General features: G+C 43.4%; 13 protein-coding genes, 1 tRNA gene and 1 pseudogene. 13 read left to right on the forward strand and 2 right to left on the reverse strand.

Features of this window, described 5'->3' with window-relative positions; translation table 11 throughout:
- The 12 genes and pseudogenes from HHA42_RS01200 to HHA42_RS01255 all read left to right on the forward strand — a co-directional run.
- A pseudogene (locus HHA42_RS01200) lies at nucleotides 1-120 on the forward strand (elongation factor Tu); the annotation flags it as partial.
- 51 nt (nucleotides 121-171) lie between these two features.
- Nucleotides 172-247: transfer RNA gene (locus HHA42_RS01205), tRNA-Trp, on the forward strand.
- A gap of 74 nt (nucleotides 248-321) precedes the next feature.
- Nucleotides 322-762, forward strand: a complete 441-nt coding sequence (secE, locus tag HHA42_RS01210; protein ID WP_168417626.1) for a preprotein translocase subunit SecE — start codon at nucleotides 322-324, stop codon at nucleotides 760-762.
- 7 nt (nucleotides 763-769) lie between these two features.
- Nucleotides 770-1,303: a transcription termination/antitermination protein NusG gene (nusG, locus tag HHA42_RS01215; RefSeq protein WP_004975770.1), complete on the forward strand. Its 534-nt coding sequence runs from the start codon at nucleotides 770-772 to the stop codon at nucleotides 1,301-1,303.
- A gap of 117 nt (nucleotides 1,304-1,420) precedes the next feature.
- On the forward strand, nucleotides 1,421-1,849 hold the full coding sequence (gene rplK / locus HHA42_RS01220) for a 50S ribosomal protein L11 (protein ID WP_168417625.1): 429 nt from the start codon (nucleotides 1,421-1,423) through the stop codon (nucleotides 1,847-1,849).
- A 3-nt stretch (nucleotides 1,850-1,852) separates the two neighbouring features.
- Complete coding sequence (rplA, locus tag HHA42_RS01225) at nucleotides 1,853-2,548, forward strand: 50S ribosomal protein L1 (RefSeq protein WP_168461829.1); 696 nt, start codon at nucleotides 1,853-1,855, stop codon at nucleotides 2,546-2,548.
- Nucleotides 2,549-2,867: 319 nt separating this feature from the next.
- Nucleotides 2,868-3,374: a 50S ribosomal protein L10 gene (gene rplJ / locus HHA42_RS01230; protein WP_019836123.1), complete on the forward strand. Its 507-nt coding sequence runs from the start codon at nucleotides 2,868-2,870 to the stop codon at nucleotides 3,372-3,374.
- Nucleotides 3,375-3,422: 48 nt separating this feature from the next.
- Nucleotides 3,423-3,794: a 50S ribosomal protein L7/L12 gene (gene rplL / locus HHA42_RS01235; RefSeq protein ID WP_168417622.1), complete on the forward strand. Its 372-nt coding sequence runs from the start codon at nucleotides 3,423-3,425 to the stop codon at nucleotides 3,792-3,794.
- Nucleotides 3,795-4,101: 307 nt separating this feature from the next.
- A complete protein-coding gene (gene rpoB / locus HHA42_RS01240; RefSeq protein ID WP_168417621.1) occupies nucleotides 4,102-8,190 on the forward strand; it encodes a DNA-directed RNA polymerase subunit beta in 4,089 nt (1,362 codons plus the stop codon).
- Between the two features lie 137 nt (nucleotides 8,191-8,327).
- On the forward strand, nucleotides 8,328-12,527 hold the full coding sequence (gene rpoC, locus HHA42_RS01245; RefSeq protein ID WP_168417620.1) for a DNA-directed RNA polymerase subunit beta': 4,200 nt from the start codon (nucleotides 8,328-8,330) through the stop codon (nucleotides 12,525-12,527).
- Between the two features lie 154 nt (nucleotides 12,528-12,681).
- Complete coding sequence (locus HHA42_RS01250; protein ID WP_168417619.1) at nucleotides 12,682-13,242, forward strand: hypothetical protein; 561 nt, start codon at nucleotides 12,682-12,684, stop codon at nucleotides 13,240-13,242.
- Nucleotides 13,243-13,353: 111 nt separating this feature from the next.
- Nucleotides 13,354-13,710, forward strand: a complete 357-nt coding sequence (locus HHA42_RS01255; protein ID WP_168417618.1) for a DNA transfer protein p32 — start codon at nucleotides 13,354-13,356, stop codon at nucleotides 13,708-13,710.
- A 104-nt stretch (nucleotides 13,711-13,814) separates the two neighbouring features.
- Here HHA42_RS01255 and HHA42_RS01260 read toward each other — a convergent pair whose 3' ends face one another.
- Together HHA42_RS01260 and HHA42_RS01265 are read right to left on the reverse strand one after the other, a co-directional pair.
- Nucleotides 13,815-14,666, reverse strand: a complete 852-nt coding sequence (locus HHA42_RS01260) for an alpha/beta hydrolase (protein WP_168417617.1) — start codon at nucleotides 14,664-14,666, stop codon at nucleotides 13,815-13,817.
- Nucleotides 14,667-14,874: 208 nt separating this feature from the next.
- The gene (locus HHA42_RS01265; RefSeq protein ID WP_167845719.1) at nucleotides 14,875-15,360 is read right to left on the reverse strand and encodes a DUF4442 domain-containing protein; all 486 of its coding nucleotides are present in this window, start codon (nucleotides 15,358-15,360) and stop codon (nucleotides 14,875-14,877) included.
- A 121-nt stretch (nucleotides 15,361-15,481) separates the two neighbouring features.
- Here HHA42_RS01265 and HHA42_RS01270 point away from each other — a divergent pair, with 121 nt between their 5' ends.
- Nucleotides 15,482-16,357 (forward strand): alpha/beta fold hydrolase, encoded by an 876-nt coding sequence (locus HHA42_RS01270; protein ID WP_168417616.1) that lies wholly within the window; start codon nucleotides 15,482-15,484, stop codon nucleotides 16,355-16,357.
- Nucleotides 16,358-16,456: the final 99 nt, after the last annotated feature.

The following is a 16,456-nucleotide window of genomic DNA, read 5'->3' on the forward strand; positions in this document are numbered from 1 at the left end:
AACGTAGAAATGTCAGTAGAATTAATCCACCCAATCGCAATGGACGCTGGTTTACGCTTCGCGATCCGTGAAGGTGGCCGTACTGTAGGTGCGGGTGTTGTTGCTAAAGTAACAGCATAATTATAGAATGTGTAAAACAGGTCGGGAGCTTTGGCTCTCGATCTGTGCTGTAGGTCAGTAGTTCAATTGGTAGAGCGTCGGTCTCCAAAACCGAATGTTGGGGGTTCGAGTCCCTCCTGGCCTGCCACTTTTTTTAAAAGAAGCTTGATGTCGGCTAATCTAGTCATATAATAAGTCGCGAATTCTACGACGAGTACAAAAATGTCGAATGATAAATCGCGTGACGCATTAAGCGACGCGCCAATCCCTCAAAGAAATAATTCTGCTGAAGTTGTTCAATCAGGTTCTCCATTAGACTATGTGCTATGGGGTGTTGCCTTGGTTTTATTCATCGCAGCGATGATGGTAAATCAACATCTTCCGGCATATTGGGCACCAGCAAATGATATTTGGGTGCGTGTTGGGGTAATTTTGACTTGTATCGTTGTGGCATTAGGTTTATTATACGCCACCCATCAAGGCAAAGGCTTTGTTCGTTTGCTTAAAGATTCGCGCATTGAATTGCGTCGAGTCACTTGGCCTACTAAGCAAGAAACAGTAACCACATCGTGGCAAGTGCTCGTGGTTGTTGTGGTCACCTCAATTGTGTTGTGGTGTTTTGACTATCTGTTAGGCTGGGCAATCAAGTTTATTATCGGGTAAAAGAGCTATGAAACGTTGGTACATTATTCATGCCTATTCAGGTTATGAAAAACAAGTGATGCGTTCGCTTAATGATCGAATCCAGCGTAGCGCTGTTGCCGATAGCTTTGGTGAAGTTCTTGTTCCTACCGAAGAAGTGGTAGAAATGAAGGATGGTAAGAAACGTAAGTCAGAGCGTAAGTTCTTTCCAGGCTATGTATTGGTCGAAATGGAAATGAACGATGAAACTTGGCACATTGTTAAAGAATGTCCAAAAGTTTTAGGTTTCATTGGTGGTACAGCGGAAAAACCTGCGCCAATTACGCAAAAAGAAGCTGATGCGATTCTTGCACGTGTACGCAATACTGGTGAGGCACCTCGTCCAAAAACGATGTTTGAACCAGGAGAAGAATTACTTGTTATTGACGGTCCATTCACAGACTTTAAAGGTGTGGTGGAAGAAGTTCAATATGAGAAGTCACGTTTAACGTTGACGATTAATGTATTTAACCGACCTACACAGGTTGAGCTGGAATTTCGCCAAGTCGAAAAATCAGTTTAATTTAGGTTGGTTGTAAAACGCCCGATTTATTATGAGTCGGGCATTGTTGTTGTAACGGTATCGTTACTTGAAAATATTGGGGAGCCTAGCGGCGTTTGTACCCAGAGGTAATTTGAAATGGCTAAGAAGATTGACGGCTATATCAAGCTGCAAGTCCCAGCTGGTAAAGCGAATCCATCTCCACCTATTGGTCCTGCACTAGGTCAACGTGGTGTTAACATCATGGCATTCTGTAAAGAATTCAATGCTGCTACACAAAAAGTTGAACCAGGTTTGCCAATTCCTGTAGTGATCACTGTGTACAACGACAAGTCGTTCACATTCATCATGAAAACTCCTCCTGCTGCTATTCTTCTTAAGAAAGCTGCAGGCATTCAAAAGGGTTCAGCTGTACCTAACAAAAACAAAGTTGGTAAGTTGACTCGTGCTCAGTTAGAAGAAATCGCGACTACTAAAGAGCCAGATTTAACTGGTGCTGATTTAGACGCGCGTGTGCGTACCATTGCTGGTTCTGCACGTTCTATGGGCTTGGATGTGGAGCTATAAGACATGGCAAAGTTAACTAAGCGTCAAAAAGCTATTGCAGCTGCAGTAGAAGCGAACAAAGTTTACACTTTGGAAGAAGCGGTTGAAGTATTAAACAGCCTTCCTGCTGCAAAATTCAAAGAATCTTTGGATGTTGCTGTAAACCTAGGTGTTGACCCACGTAAATCTGACCAGGTTGTTCGCGGTGCGACGACTCTTCCTGCAGGTACTGGTAAAACTGTACGTGTAGCTGTTTTCGCTCAAGGTGCTGCTGCAGAAGCGGCTAAAGCTGAAGGCGCAGACGTAGTTGGTTTCGATGATCTAGCTGAAAGCATCCAAGCGGGTAATCTTGACTTTGATGTTGTAATTGCTGCTCCAGATGCAATGCGCGTTGTAGGTAAGTTAGGTACGATTCTTGGTCCACGTGGCTTAATGCCAAACCCTAAAGTGGGTACTGTAACTCCTGACGTTGCAACTGCAGTTAAAAATGCAAAAGCAGGTCAAGCACGTTACCGTGTAGACAAAGCGGGTATCATCCACGCTGCGATTGGCCAAGTAGGTTTTACTGCTGAAGCTGTTCGTTCAAACGTTGAAACTTTAGTTGCTGACTTGAAAAAGTTAAAGCCTGCAACTTCTAAAGGTGTTTACATCAAAAAGATCACTTTAAGCTCAACTATGGGCCCTGGTCTTACTATTGATGTACAAAACGTTTCTAACTAAGTCTGACTTAGCAAGAATTTTAAAGTCCTGAAAAGTCTCCTTCTTCCTCTGGGAGAAGGTTGGGATGAGGGTTAAACCTCTCCCTAGCCTCTCCTAGCAGGAGAGGGGATATTCAGGCGGACTTTGAATTGGTAAATGAGAATTTATCAGCGTCAAAGACCTCAGGCGAAAGTGGTTTTATGCTGCTTTCTTAATATCCCAGCCTGGGTAGACGCGGTGGTGTGATTTATTCATCCTCCGCGTGTAAATTCAGTTTTGAATTTACGAATTGGGAGTGTACTTCGTGTAAGTACATAAATCACCGTTAGGAGGTTTTACAATGGCTCTTCTTATCGAAGACAAAAAACAGATCGTAGCAGAAGTAAACGAAGTTGCTTCTAAAGCGTTCTCAGCTGTTGTTGCTGACTATCAGGGTTTAAGCGTTGAGCAATTAACGGCTCTACGTGTTGAAGCGCGTAAATTAGGCGTTACTACACGTGTTGTACGTAATACTTTGGCAAAACGCGCTCTTCAAGATACGCAATTCACGATCTTGAACGACAACCTTGTTGGCCCAACAATTTTAGCTTTCTCGACTTCTGAAGACGACATGGGTGCAGCTGCACGCTTGTTCGAAGAATTCGCTAAAACAAACAAAGCATTTGAACTTAAAGCTGCTGCATTTGACGGCAAACTTTACCAAGGTGCTGAAGTTAGCGTAATTGCGAATCTTCCGAACCAAGAAAAAGCGCTTACTATGCTTGCAAACGTTCTTCAAGCTCCTATTTCGAAATTGGGTCGCCTTATTACTGCGCTCAAAGAGAAAAACGAGTCAGAAGCTGCATAAGCTGAAATTTATTTCCACACCATTCAATTTCCATTTGGAGTTATTCTCATGGCTTTAACTAACGAAGAAATCTTAAACGCAGTTGCTGAAAAAACTGTTCTTGAACTTGTTGAACTTATCTCTGCTTTTGAAGAGAAATTCAATGTATCAGCTGCTGCTGTAGCTGTTGCTGCTGCTCCTGGCGCTGCTGCTGGTGCTGCAGAAGAGCAATCAGAATTCAATGTTGAGTTGACTTCTTTCGGTGCGAACAAAGTTGCTGTAATTAAAGCAGTTCGTGAAGCTACTGGCCTTGGTCTTAAAGAAGCTAAAGACATCGTTGAAGGCGCTCCTTCAGTGATCAAAGAAGCTGTTTCTAAAGAAGAAGGTGAAGAGCTTAAGAAGAAACTTGAAGAAGCTGGTGCTACAGTTACACTTAAGTAATCTTAAGGGGAGTCGATTATTTTACAATCGGCTCCAAAAAATGGCTGATGGCTCTTGGGTCATCAGCCTTTTTGCGTTACAATTATCGGCTCGATTTTTGTTTGAATGATGGAAAAACCATCAAAAAGAATATAAATCAATATAATCAAACGCTTACCAATATTTTTCCATATTTGAAAATATTGTTAAGCGTTTTAATACCACTAAAAATTGCAGCATTTGTAAAGAGTGGTGGCCATATCGGCCTGCGTAATTCCTTCTAAACCCGTTCTGCAGGCGGGTTTAGTTTACTTTCCGAGGACTCCAGATGGCATACTCATATACCGAAAAGAAACGGATCCGTAAGAATTTTGGTAAATTGCCCCAAGTGATGGATGCACCGTACTTGCTTTCGATTCAAGTCGACTCGTACCGTACATTTCTACAAGATGGCAAAACTCCAAAAAGCCGCGAAGATATCGGTCTCCAAGCCGCATTTCGTTCAGTTTTTCCTATAGAAAGTTATTCTGGCAATGCTGCTTTAGAATTTGTTGAGTATAGTCTTGGTAAGCCTGAGTTTGACGTGCGTGAGTGTATTCTCCGCGGCTCAACTTATGCGGCACCAATGCGCGTAAAAATTCGTTTGATCATTAAAGATCGCGAAACAAAATCAATCAAAGATGTGCGTGAACAAGAAGTCTATATGGGCGAAATGCCTTTAATGACGGATAACGGTACTTTCGTAATTAACGGTACCGAGCGTGTGATCGTATCTCAATTACACCGTTCACCAGGTGTGTTCTTTGACCACGATAAAGGTAAAACCCACTCGAGCGGTAAAGTGTTGTATTCAGCACGTATCATTCCTTACCGTGGCTCATGGTTAGACTTTGAATTCGATGCCAAAGACTTGGTGTATGTACGTATTGACCGTCGTCGTAAATTATTAGCGACTGTGGTATTGCGTGCATTAGGTTATAGCAACGAACAAATCCTAGACTTGTTCTTTGAGAAAGTACCTGTCTACTTAGACATGGGTAGCTACCAGATTGACCTTGTACCAGAACGCTTACGTGGCGAAATGGCGCAATTCGACATCACTGATGCTGACGGTAAAGTGATTGTTGAACAAGGTAAACGTATTAATGCGCGTCACGTACGTCAAATGGAAGCTGCTGGCCTAGAAAAACTTTCAGTTCCAGATGAATACTTGTACGAACGCATCACGGCAGAAGACATTGCTTTACGTGATGGCGAAGTGATTGCTGCAAACACGCTGTTAAGCCATGAAGTCATGGTTAAAATTGCTGAAGGCGGCGTAAAACAGTTCAATATTCTGTTCACCAATGACATCGACCGTGGTTCTTTCATTGCCGATACTTTACGTGCAGATACTACAACGGGTCGTGAAGATGCGCTTGTAGAAATCTACAAAGTGATGCGTCCAGGTGAGCCACCAACGAAAGAAGCAGCTGAAAATCTGTTCAATAACTTGTTCTTCTCTTCTGAGCGTTATGATTTATCGCCAGTTGGTCGTATGAAGTTTAACCGTCGTTTGGGTCGTCCTTACGAAGTGGGTACAGATCAGAAGTCGCGTGAAGTTGAAGGTATTTTGTCAAATGAAGACATTACCGACGTACTGAAAACCTTAATTGAAATCCGTAACGGTAAAGGTGAAGTCGACGACATCGACCACTTAGGTAACCGTCGCGTGCGTTCAGTAGGTGAGATGACAGAAAACCAATTCCGTGTTGGTTTAGTGCGTGTAGAACGTGCTGTTAAAGAGCGTTTGTCTCAAGCTGAAACAGACAACTTGTCTCCGCAAGATTTAATCAACGCGAAGCCAGTGGCTGCTGCAATCAAAGAATTCTTTGGTTCAAGCCAATTGTCTCAGTTCATGGACCAAAACAACCCATTGTCTGAAATCACGCATAAGCGTCGTGTATCTGCGCTTGGTCCAGGTGGTTTGACACGTGAACGCGCAGGCTTTGAGGTGCGTGACGTACACCAAACTCACTATGGTCGTGTATGTCCAATTGAAACGCCTGAAGGTCCAAACATTGGTTTGATTAACTCACTTTCTGTGTATGCCAAAGCCAACAATTTTGGTTTCTTGGAAACACCATACCGTAAAGTCGTTGAAGGCCGTGTGACTGAAGAAGTTGAATACTTATCTGCAATTGAAGAAGTCGGCACAATTATTGCGCAAGCGGATTCAAGCGTAGACCAAGATGGCAACTTAACAGAAGAATTCGTATCTGTACGTCACCAAGGTGATTTCGTGCGTATGCCACCAGAGCGTGTAACGCACATGGACGTATCTGCACAACAGGTTGTTTCTGTTGCAGCATCACTGATTCCATTCCTTGAGCACGATGACGCCAACCGTGCCTTGATGGGTTCGAACATGCAACGTCAAGCGGTTCCAACTTTAATTGCCGACAAGCCACTTGTTGGTACAGGTATGGAAGCCAACGTAGCGCATGACTCAGGTGTATGTGTGATCGCGAAACGTGGTGGTCGTATTGAATATGTTGATGCGTCACGTGTGGTGATTCGTGTTAACGAAGAAGAAATGATCGCAGGTGAAGCAGGTGTGGATATCTACAACCTGATCAAATACACGCGTTCGAACCAGAACACTTGTATTAACCAAAAAGTTTTGGTGAAGATGGGTGATAAGGTTGGTCGTGGTGATGTATTGGCTGACGGTCCATCGACTGATGGCGGTGAGCTTGCGCTTGGTCAGAACATGCGCGTTGCGTTCATGACTTGGAATGGTTACAACTACGAAGACTCGATCTTGCTTTCTGAGCGTGTACTTCAAGAAGACCGTCTAACGTCGATTCACATTCAAGAATTGTCATGTGTTGCACGTGATACCAAATTGGGTGCTGAAGAAATCACAGCTGATATTCCAAACGTAGGCGAAGCTGCACTGTCTAAATTAGACGAGTCAGGTATTGTTTATATTGGTGCTGAAGTGACTGCGGGCGATATCCTTGTAGGTAAAGTAACACCTAAAGGTGAAACGCAATTAACACCTGAAGAAAAATTGCTTCGTGCAATCTTTGGTGAAAAAGCGGCTGACGTTAAAGATTCATCGCTTCGCGTGCCATCAGGTACTAAAGGTACAGTGATTGACGTTCAAGTGTTTACCCGCGATGGTCTTGAAAAAGACGAACGTGCGCAAGCAATTGAAAAAGCACAGTTAGATGCATATCGCAAAGACTTGAAAGAAGAATACAAAATCTTTGAAGAAGCTGCACGTGAACGTATCATCCGTTTATTGAAAGGCCAAGAGTCTAACGGTGGCGGTACAACCAAACGTGGCGACAAGCTTTCTGAAGATATGTTGTCAGGCTTGGCTTTAGTGGATTTACTTGAAATTCAACCAAGTGATGAAGCGATTGCTGAACGCTTAACGCAAATTCAAACCTTCTTGAAAGAGAAGAGCTTTGAAATTGATGAGAAATTTGCTGAGAAGAAACGTAAACTTTCTACAGGCGATGAGCTCACTACAGGCGTGTTGAAAGTTGTTAAGGTGTACTTGGCTGTTAAACGTCGCATCCAACCGGGTGATAAGATGGCGGGTCGTCACGGTAACAAAGGTGTTGTATCTAACATCTTGCCAGTAGAAGACATGCCGCACGATGCTAACGGTGTACCTGTTGACATCGTATTGAACCCACTAGGTGTACCATCTCGTATGAACGTGGGTCAGATTCTTGAAACACACTTGGGTATGGCAGCCAAAGGTTTGGGTGAGCAAATTGACAAGATGCTCAAACAACAACGTGAGATTGCTGAACTACGTGCGTTCCTAGACAAGATTTATAACAAAGTGGGTGGCGAGCAAGAAGATCTTGACAGCTTAACTGATGATGAAATCTTGGTATTGGCGGGTAACTTGCGTGCAGGTGTTCCATTGGCTACTCCAGTATTTGATGGTGCTGAAGAAGGTCAAATCAAAGAATTGCTTGAACTTGCTGAATTACCACGTTCTGGTCAGACCGTATTGTATGATGGACGTACAGGCGAGAAATTCGACCGTCCTGTGACTGTAGGTTATATGTACATGCTCAAACTTAACCACTTGGTGGATGACAAGATGCACGCACGTTCTACAGGTTCTTACTCACTTGTAACGCAACAGCCGTTAGGTGGTAAGGCACAATTCGGTGGTCAGCGTTTCGGTGAGATGGAAGTCTGGGCACTTGAAGCATACGGTGCTGCTTATACGCTGCAAGAAATGCTCACTGTGAAGTCGGATGACGTTGAAGGTCGTACCCGCATCTATAAGAACATTGTAGATGGCAACCATTATATGGATCCGGGCATGCCTGAATCATTTAACGTATTGACCAAAGAGATCCGTTCTTTAGGTATCAACATTGAACTGAAAAATGGTGACTAAGTAACCATTGCATCCCCCTTGCGAAGCCAAGCTTCTCACCGTTTTAAATGGGCAAGGGTGGATGATTCAGTTAAAAAACAATATTTGTGACCCAGTTGGGCTGTGAAAACCAAGCGCCCAGCACACGGAGAAAAAAATTGAAAGACTTGCTCGATATCATGCGCAAAAAGACGGATTCAGACGGTCATGCTCCAGTAGAGTTTGATCGTATCCGTATTGGTCTTGCGTCACCAGAAATGATTAAGTCATGGTCTCACGGTGAAGTTAAAAAGCCAGAAACCATTAACTATCGTACGTTCAAACCAGAACGTGATGGTTTATTCTGTGCCAAAATTTTTGGTCCAGTAAAAGATTACGAATGCTTGTGTGGTAAATACAAGCGTATGAAATACAAAGGCGTCATTTGTGAAAAATGTGGCGTAGAAGTAACGACTGCAAAAGTTCGTCGTGAGCGTATGGGTCACATCGAACTAGCTTCTCCAGTTGCACACATTTGGTTCTTAAAATCACTTCCGAGCCGTATTGGTCTATTGTTAGACATGACTTTACGTGATATCGAACGTGTATTGTATTTTGAATCTTATGTGGTGACTGACCCAGGTATGACACCATTTGAGAAATACCAACTTCTCAATGACGAAGAATACTTCAATGCTTTAGAAGAGCATGGTGATGAATTCACAGCGAAAATGGGTGCTGAAGCGGTTCAAGATTTGTTGAAAGACATCGATCTTGAAGCTGAAATTGCGCGTTTACGTGAAGAAATTCCACAAACAACTTCAGAAACTAAGCTGAAAAAAGCATCTAAGCGTTTGAAGTTGATGGAAGCGTTCAAAGAGTCGAACAACAAGCCAGAATGGATGGTGATGAATGTACTGCCTGTACTTCCACCAGACCTTCGTCCGCTTGTACCACTTGAAGGTGGTCGTTTCGCGACTTCTGACTTGAACGACCTTTACCGTCGTGTGATTAACCGTAACAACCGTTTGAAGCGTCTTCTTGACCTTGCAGCGCCAGACATCATCGTACGTAACGAAAAACGTATGCTACAAGAGTCAGTAGATGCGTTGCTAGATAACGGTCGTCGTGGTCGTGCAATTACTGGTTCTAATAAGCGCCCGCTTAAATCTTTGGCAGATATGATCAAAGGTAAGCAAGGTCGTTTCCGTCAGAACTTACTTGGTAAGCGTGTTGACTACTCTGGTCGTTCGGTAATTACTGTAGGTCCAAACCTACGTCTGCACCAATGTGGTCTTCCGAAGAAAATGGCACTTGAGCTATTCAAGCCGTTCATCTTTGCCAAACTACAAGCTTCAGGTCAAGCAACTACCATTAAAGCTGCGAAGAAAATGGTTGAGCGTGAAACGCCAGAAGTTTGGGACGTTCTTGCATCTGTGATTCGTCAACACCCAGTGATGTTGAACCGTGCGCCAACGCTTCACCGTTTAGGCCTTCAAGCATTTGAACCGATCCTGATTGAAGGTAAAGCGATCCGTCTTCACCCGCTTGTCTGTGCTGCGTTTAACGCCGACTTTGACGGTGACCAAATGGCGGTACACGTACCATTAACACTTGAAGCTCAGTTAGAAGCGCGTGCGTTAATGATGTCGACCAACAACATCTTATCTCCTGCGAACGGTGAGCCAATCATCGTACCTTCTCAGGACGTGGTCTTGGGTCTTTACTACATCACACGTGATGCTGTAAATGCCAAAGGTGAAGGCATGGTGTTTGCGGATACTCACGAAGTAAACCGTGCGCTTGCAACAGGTCAGGTAGATTTACACGCTCGCGTAAAAGCTCGTGTACACCAAACTGTAATCAATGAAAATGGCGAGCGTGAGCAACAAACGATTGTTGTCGACACTACACCAGGTCGTTGCTTACTTTGGGAAGTTGTGCCTGAAGGTTTAAGCTTTGAGCAAATTAACCTTGAGATGAACAAAAAGAATATCTCGAAGTTAATCAACTCTTGCTACCGTAAATTGGGTCTAAAAGATACAGTTATCTTCGCCGACCAATTGATGTACTTGGGCTTCCGTCAAGCGACACGTTCAGGTGTGTCTGTGGGTATGGAAGACATGGTTATTCCGCCACAAAAACAAGCAATTATTGAAAAGGCAGAAACTGAAGTTCGTGAAATTGAACAACAGTTCGAGCAAGGTTTCGTAACTGCAGGTGAGCGTTATAACAAAGTGGTCGATATTTGGGCGCGTACCAACGACCAAGTTGCTAAAGCGATGATGGACAACTTGTCATTCACTACTGTGAAAAACAAACAGGGTGAAGACGAGAAGCAAAAATCATTCAACTCGATCTACATGATGTCGGATTCTGGTGCGCGTGGTAGTGCGGCACAGATTCGTCAGTTGGCGGGTATGCGTGGTTTGATGGCGAAACCAGATGGTTCGATCATTGAAACCCCAATTAAAGCGAACTTCCGTGAAGGTTTGACGGTACTTCAGTACTTCATTTCAACACACGGTGCGCGTAAAGGTTTGGCCGATACCGCATTGAAAACAGCGAACTCAGGTTACTTGACACGTCGTTTGGTAGACGTTGCACAAGACTTGGTGATCACTGAGCCAGATTGTGGTACCTATGGTGGTTTAGTGATGACTCCATTCATTCAGGGTGGTGATGTCATTGAAAACCTAGGTACACGTGTATTGGGTCGTGTGACTGCTGAAGACGTGAAGAAAGCGGGTTCAGACGAAGTTATTCTGCCACGTAATACACTCATTGACGAAAAACTTGCAAACTTCCTTGAAGAGCAAGGTGTCGATGAAGTGAAAGTGCGTTCAGTCGTGTCATGTGAATCGACCTTTGGTGTATGTGCGAAGTGTTATGGTCGTGACCTAGCACGTGGTCACTTGGTAAACCCAGGTGAATCTGTAGGTGTTATGGCTGCTCAATCGATTGGTGAGCCAGGTACTCAGTTAACCATGCGTACATTCCACGTGGGTGGTGCAGCAAGCCGAACTTCTGCAGCGAACAGCGTACAAGTGCGTAATAAAGGTTCAGTACGTTTCCACAACGTGAAAACTGTACAACACGCTAAAGGCCACTTGGTATCTGTATCTCGTTCAGGTGAAATTGGTATTGCCGATGAGCTTGGTCGTGAGCGCGAACGCTATAAACTGCCATACGGTGCCTCAATCTTGCTAAAAGATGGCGAAGCTGTAGAAGCAGGCGGTATCGTTGCGACTTGGGATCCGCACACACATCCACTTGTAACTGAAGTTGCGGGTAAAATCCGTTTCAGCCAGATTGCTGATGGCGTGACTGCAACCTCGAAAACAGATGATGCGACTGGTATGACCACAGTTGAAATCTTGCCAGTGACTTCACGTCCTGCGTCAGGTAAAGACTTACGTCCTGCAGTCGTATTAGACACTGTGGATGGTGGTGAACAATTCTACTTCTTGCCACAAAATACCATTCTTTCTGTGCGTGATGGCGAAAGCATTGGTGTGGGTGACGTCATTGGTCGTGTTCCACAAGAATCTTCACGTACTCGTGATATTACCGGTGGTTTACCACGTGTTGCTGACTTGTTTGAAGCACGTAAACCTAAAGAGCATGCGATTCTTGCAGAAGTGTCTGGTATCGTGAGCTTTGGTAAAGAAACCAAAGGTAAGAACCGTTTGGTAATTACACCGGATGATGGCTCTGAGATTTACGAAGAGTTGATTCCAAAATGGCGTAGCATCAACGTGTTTGAAGGTGAGCATGTGAACCGTGGTGAAACCATTTCTGATGGTCCACAAAACCCACATGACATCTTGCGCTTGAAAGGTGATGTCGCGTTAACGAATTACATCGTGAATGAAGTTCAAGACGTTTACCGTTTACAAGGTGTAAAAATCAACGATAAGCACATTGAAGTAATCGTACGTCAAATGTTGCGTAAAGTCGAAATCACCGATGGTGGCGATACTAGCTTCATTAAAGGCGAACAAGTGGATTACATCCGCGTGGTACAAGAAAACCAAGCAGTATTGGCACAAAACAAGTTCCCTGCGAAGTTTGAACGTCAATTGATGGGTATTACCAAAGCATCGCTTTCAACGGACTCGTTCATTTCTGCTGCATCGTTCCAGGAAACAACACGTGTGTTAACTGAAGCAGCTGTAACAGGTAAAGAAGATGACTTACGTGGCTTGAAAGAGAACGTGGTTGTAGGTCGTTTGATTCCTGCAGGTACTGGTTTGGCGTATCACTTGGAACGTCGTCGTCAGGAAGCTGAAGCTGCAGAAATTGCGTTGGTTAATGACTTCTCTGATGTCGACCAAGCATTAAGCCAAGCATTTAGCGATGAATTCAACGATTTGTAATTCAAACTGAATACATGAATCTAAAAGACGCCTCTCGGGGCGTCTTTTTTTATGTGTCACTTTAAACTCAGATTTTGCTTTAATAAAACTAGAATATTTCTTATAGTGGAATCAGAACAATTTAAAAATATGATGAAAAACTAGGGGATAACACATGAAATTTACAGGTATTGTATTGGGTGTATCGGCAATGTTGATCAGCTTGCCAATTCTTGCGGCACCAATGCCGCATAGTATTGTGGTGAAAGATAAAGCGATTGTGCCTGTATTGAAAACTGAAGTGACTCGTAAAGTTGCAGGTGAGCCACCTGTACGTCATGTGGAATCGACAATTTTTGAAGTCAGTAATCAGGGTAAAGATATTGTAGCCAAAGAAGTGGTATTTGATGATGATCAAAGCCAGTTTTCAGAGAAACAGTTGGGTTTACCTGTGATTCAAAAGGGCGGTGTGATTGTTCCTACTTCAAAAATTGAGCTGAATAAAACCCTAAAACAAGATGGACAGATTCTTTCAGAAGTCAAAAGTATTGATGCGGAAGGTGTGGAATATAAGCAAGGACAAGCACCTATTCACCGTACTTTGAAGTTGGATCAGGTAAAAACACCTGAAACCAAAGAAACGATTTCTCATGCAGTTTTTACTGAAGATGGACAAACCACAAGAGATGTCGTGCTTTTGGAAGAAGATGGTGCTGAATCATCTATTCAGCCTTAAGTCTTTTACAGAAATACCTTCATCTTACTGTGCTTGGTAACAGTTTTTTCAAAGTTGTTACCGCAATATGCACTAAGCTGAGAGCGAATAGACCGAGGGGGAGTAATCACCATGAAAAAAGTATTGAGTGTATTGGCAATTGCCACAGTATCGACCATGTTTATGGCAGGTTGTGAAAGCATGAGTTCTAATGACCAGCGTATTGGCGCTGCAGCATTAGGTGGTGCCGTTGGTGGCGCAGCGGGTAACAGCGTAGGTGGTAGTGTTGGTGCAGCAGCAGGCGCAGGTGCAGGTGCGGCAGTTGGAAGTAAAACCCAAGATGGTTCTAACCGTAACGCAACCTATAGTGGAATTGGCGGTGCGATTGGTTCAATTTTAGGTAAAGAAGTGATAGGTGGTAACGCAGGCGCTGCAATCGGTGGTGCTGTTGGTGGTGGTGCTGGTGCAGCTATCGAGCAAAAGCGTTAATTCTCAATACGACGAATAGACAAGCCATCCTACTGAAGTACTGATACTTCAGTACATATAACGCAGAATCTTATGATTCTGCGTTTTTTATGCAAGTTGAAAAATTAATGCATTTGGATAAATTGATTGACTGCTTGAGTATAGGCATTATTTTGCCCCAATGATCTGTTGATTTCAGCATGTGAAAGTCGGACAGGCAATAACTGGGTTTGAGTCCCGAATTTCTGTGCTTGTTGAATAAATTGCCGAGCTTGAATACAGGATTGATCTGCGCGGATGGTTGAACATACAGCGAGAAATGCAGGTAGAGCTTGGTGCAACTGAGCTATCGGAGAAAGAGCTTTCCAGTTGGATGGCTGATCACCAAAGGCTTGATCATAAAAACGTGCATGACGTGTTTGCATAATCTTTTCTATATCATAAGCAGCGCTATCTAAAGCAACTGTAGCACGCCAAGGTTTAGGCTGAGGGGCCAGCCAATGGGGACGAACGGTTAATAGACTGACCAGATGTGCGCCCGCAGAATGCCCCATAAGTACCAAACGTTTTGAGTCAGCATGCCAATGCGGTGCCTGATTTTGGATATAAATAAGCGCTTGAGCTATATCCTGAGTTTGCTGCTGTACGGTCACATCCGGAATTAATCTATAGTTGATAGACACAAAAATCCAGTTTTGCTTGTTCCAGTAACTCAGCTTATTTTTGACCACAGCAGCATGATTTTTATCACCTATTTTCCAAGCACCCCCATGGACCATCATCATGAGCGGTGCAGGTGTTTGATCTGTGAGCACTTTGGCCGGGAAATAGACATCCATCACTTGTTGAGGATGAGGTCCATAAGCCACATTTTTCAAAGTCTGCACTTTGGTAAATGTATTCGGCTCCAAAGCATGGATAGATGTCGATGAATAGAAACAAAGTAGGGAAAAGATCGGCACAAGAATTTTTTTCATTTTAATGATCCTTTAATTTTAAATACCATCAATGTTTATAATTTTTATGATCCACTGATGTATCAACAGTAATACTTTAACTGATCTATACCTGCTAAAAAAGAGTTGCGAAGTTTGTCGGTGATATCGATCTTTTTGTCTTTTGATTAAAATTATATTACCCACAACGCAGAATCATTGGATTCTGCGTTTTTTGTGAGTTAAAAAATTATGCTGCTACAGCTTTGGGCTTTTTACGTCGGATATATACCGTCTTATGTACTTCGGCAATGCGTACACCAGATTCGTCCAAAATATTTAAGCTATATTGGCGTGTGATCGGCGCATAATTTTCGGTCAGTTGTTTAACTTCATTAATTTCTTCTGGGCTGAGGCGAATATCTGCATATACCGTGCTACGACCAGGGGCAAGAAACTGAATGCTCGCAGCTTTATCCCAAACTATATATTTGGAACCCAAGTGATGCATCAGAATGAGCATATAGAAAGGATCGACCATCGAATATAGGCTGCCACCAAAATGCACCCCAACAATATTTTGGTTTTTTCGGGTCAGCGGCATTTTGACTCGCACATGATATTCAGCTAAATCAATCTGATCAATTTCGATACCCGCACCGCGATAGGGCGCATAACGATTTAAAAAATATTTAGAAATAAGTGGAATACTTTGTAGTTTTTTAAGCAGATTCATGTGATTTTAACTATATCTTTCAAGTCTGGATACCTTATATTAGTCTAAAATTTAGGCATCAATATGGCATGTTTTGTTATGCTGAGTGCAACAAAGGTCAATAAAAATAAAAAGGATGTTTATGCAAGCGCAAACACAATGGATTGAAACTTCAGATAGACAAAAACTGTATGTCAAAACTTGGGGTGAGCCTCACTTACCTGCGCTGATCTTGGTGCATGGCTATCCTGACCATCAAGAAGTCTGGGAGCGGGTCATTGCGCTGTTGGTGAAGGATTTTTATATTGTGAGTTACGATGTGCGCGGAGCGGGGCAGTCTTCGGCACCACATTCTATGCGTGCTTACAGCTTACCGCAATTGGCTACAGATTTAATGTATGTGGCCAATGCCGTGTTGGGGCAGCGAGCATTTCATTTGGCCGCACATGACTGGGGTTCGATTCAGTCTTGGGAAGCTGTGACCAGCCTAGAATTTAAAGGGCGGATTTTATCTTACAGTAGTATTTCGGGCCCATGTTTAGATCATGCAGCATTCTGGATGCGTAAGCAATTTGCACAACACAAACTCAAATTTCTGAAACAAATCCGTAAGTCTTGGTATATTGCCGCATTTCAATTGCCAATGGTTGCACCTATGCTGTGGCATTTTTTTAAACCTGAGCAATGGCGCAACGTGGTCATGCGTTTAGAACGTCATACAGATATTGCTATGAATCCACATGTTGCACAGGATGGATGTCACGGGGTTCAATTGTATCGCGCCAATTTTATTCCACGCTTACTCAAGCCACGACCGCGTTATGCAGTTTGTCCTGTACAGGCAATTGTATTGAAGTACGACCAATTTGTGAGTCCTGAATTGGCCGATGAAATGTCACATTGGGTTGAGCATTTTCAACGAGTAGAATTGGCGGCCAATCATTGGGCAATTCTTAGTCAGCCACAAGCTGTTGCTACAGCCATCCGTGACTTTGCTTATAAGCATGAAAATCAGTGATTTTTACCTGATCATCGTTAAATTCATTTGTCGGAGTTGAATGTTTGGTCAACTCCATCATTCATAATCTCTGATAAAATAGCTTCTTTTTAAAATTTA

It is taken from the genome of Acinetobacter sp. A3, assembly GCF_012371415.1.
In the GTDB taxonomy this organism is placed as follows: domain Bacteria; phylum Pseudomonadota; class Gammaproteobacteria; order Pseudomonadales; family Moraxellaceae; genus Acinetobacter.

Bases quoted from the DNA above. Each gene is read 5' to 3' on its own strand.
- HHA42_RS01260 (WP_168417617.1), bottom strand. From the start codon at position 14,666: ATGAAAAAAATTCTTGTGCCGATCTTTTCCCTACTTTGTTTCTATTCA.
- HHA42_RS01265 (WP_167845719.1), bottom strand. From the start codon at position 15,360: ATGAATCTGCTTAAAAAACTACAAAGTATTCCACTTATTTCTAAATAT.
- HHA42_RS01250 (WP_168417619.1), top strand. From the start codon at position 12,682: ATGAAATTTACAGGTATTGTATTGGGTGTATCGGCAATGTTGATCAGC.
- rplJ (WP_019836123.1), top strand. From the start codon at position 2,868: ATGGCTCTTCTTATCGAAGACAAAAAACAGATCGTAGCAGAAGTAAAC.
- rplL (WP_168417622.1), top strand. From the start codon at position 3,423: ATGGCTTTAACTAACGAAGAAATCTTAAACGCAGTTGCTGAAAAAACT.
- nusG (WP_004975770.1), top strand. From the start codon at position 770: ATGAAACGTTGGTACATTATTCATGCCTATTCAGGTTATGAAAAACAA.
- HHA42_RS01255 (WP_168417618.1), top strand. From the start codon at position 13,354: ATGAAAAAAGTATTGAGTGTATTGGCAATTGCCACAGTATCGACCATG.
- rpoB (WP_168417621.1), top strand. From the start codon at position 4,102: ATGGCATACTCATATACCGAAAAGAAACGGATCCGTAAGAATTTTGGT.
- HHA42_RS01270 (WP_168417616.1), top strand. From the start codon at position 15,482: ATGCAAGCGCAAACACAATGGATTGAAACTTCAGATAGACAAAAACTG.
- rplK (WP_168417625.1), top strand. From the start codon at position 1,421: ATGGCTAAGAAGATTGACGGCTATATCAAGCTGCAAGTCCCAGCTGGT.
- secE (WP_168417626.1), top strand. From the start codon at position 322: ATGTCGAATGATAAATCGCGTGACGCATTAAGCGACGCGCCAATCCCT.
- rplA (WP_168461829.1), top strand. From the start codon at position 1,853: ATGGCAAAGTTAACTAAGCGTCAAAAAGCTATTGCAGCTGCAGTAGAA.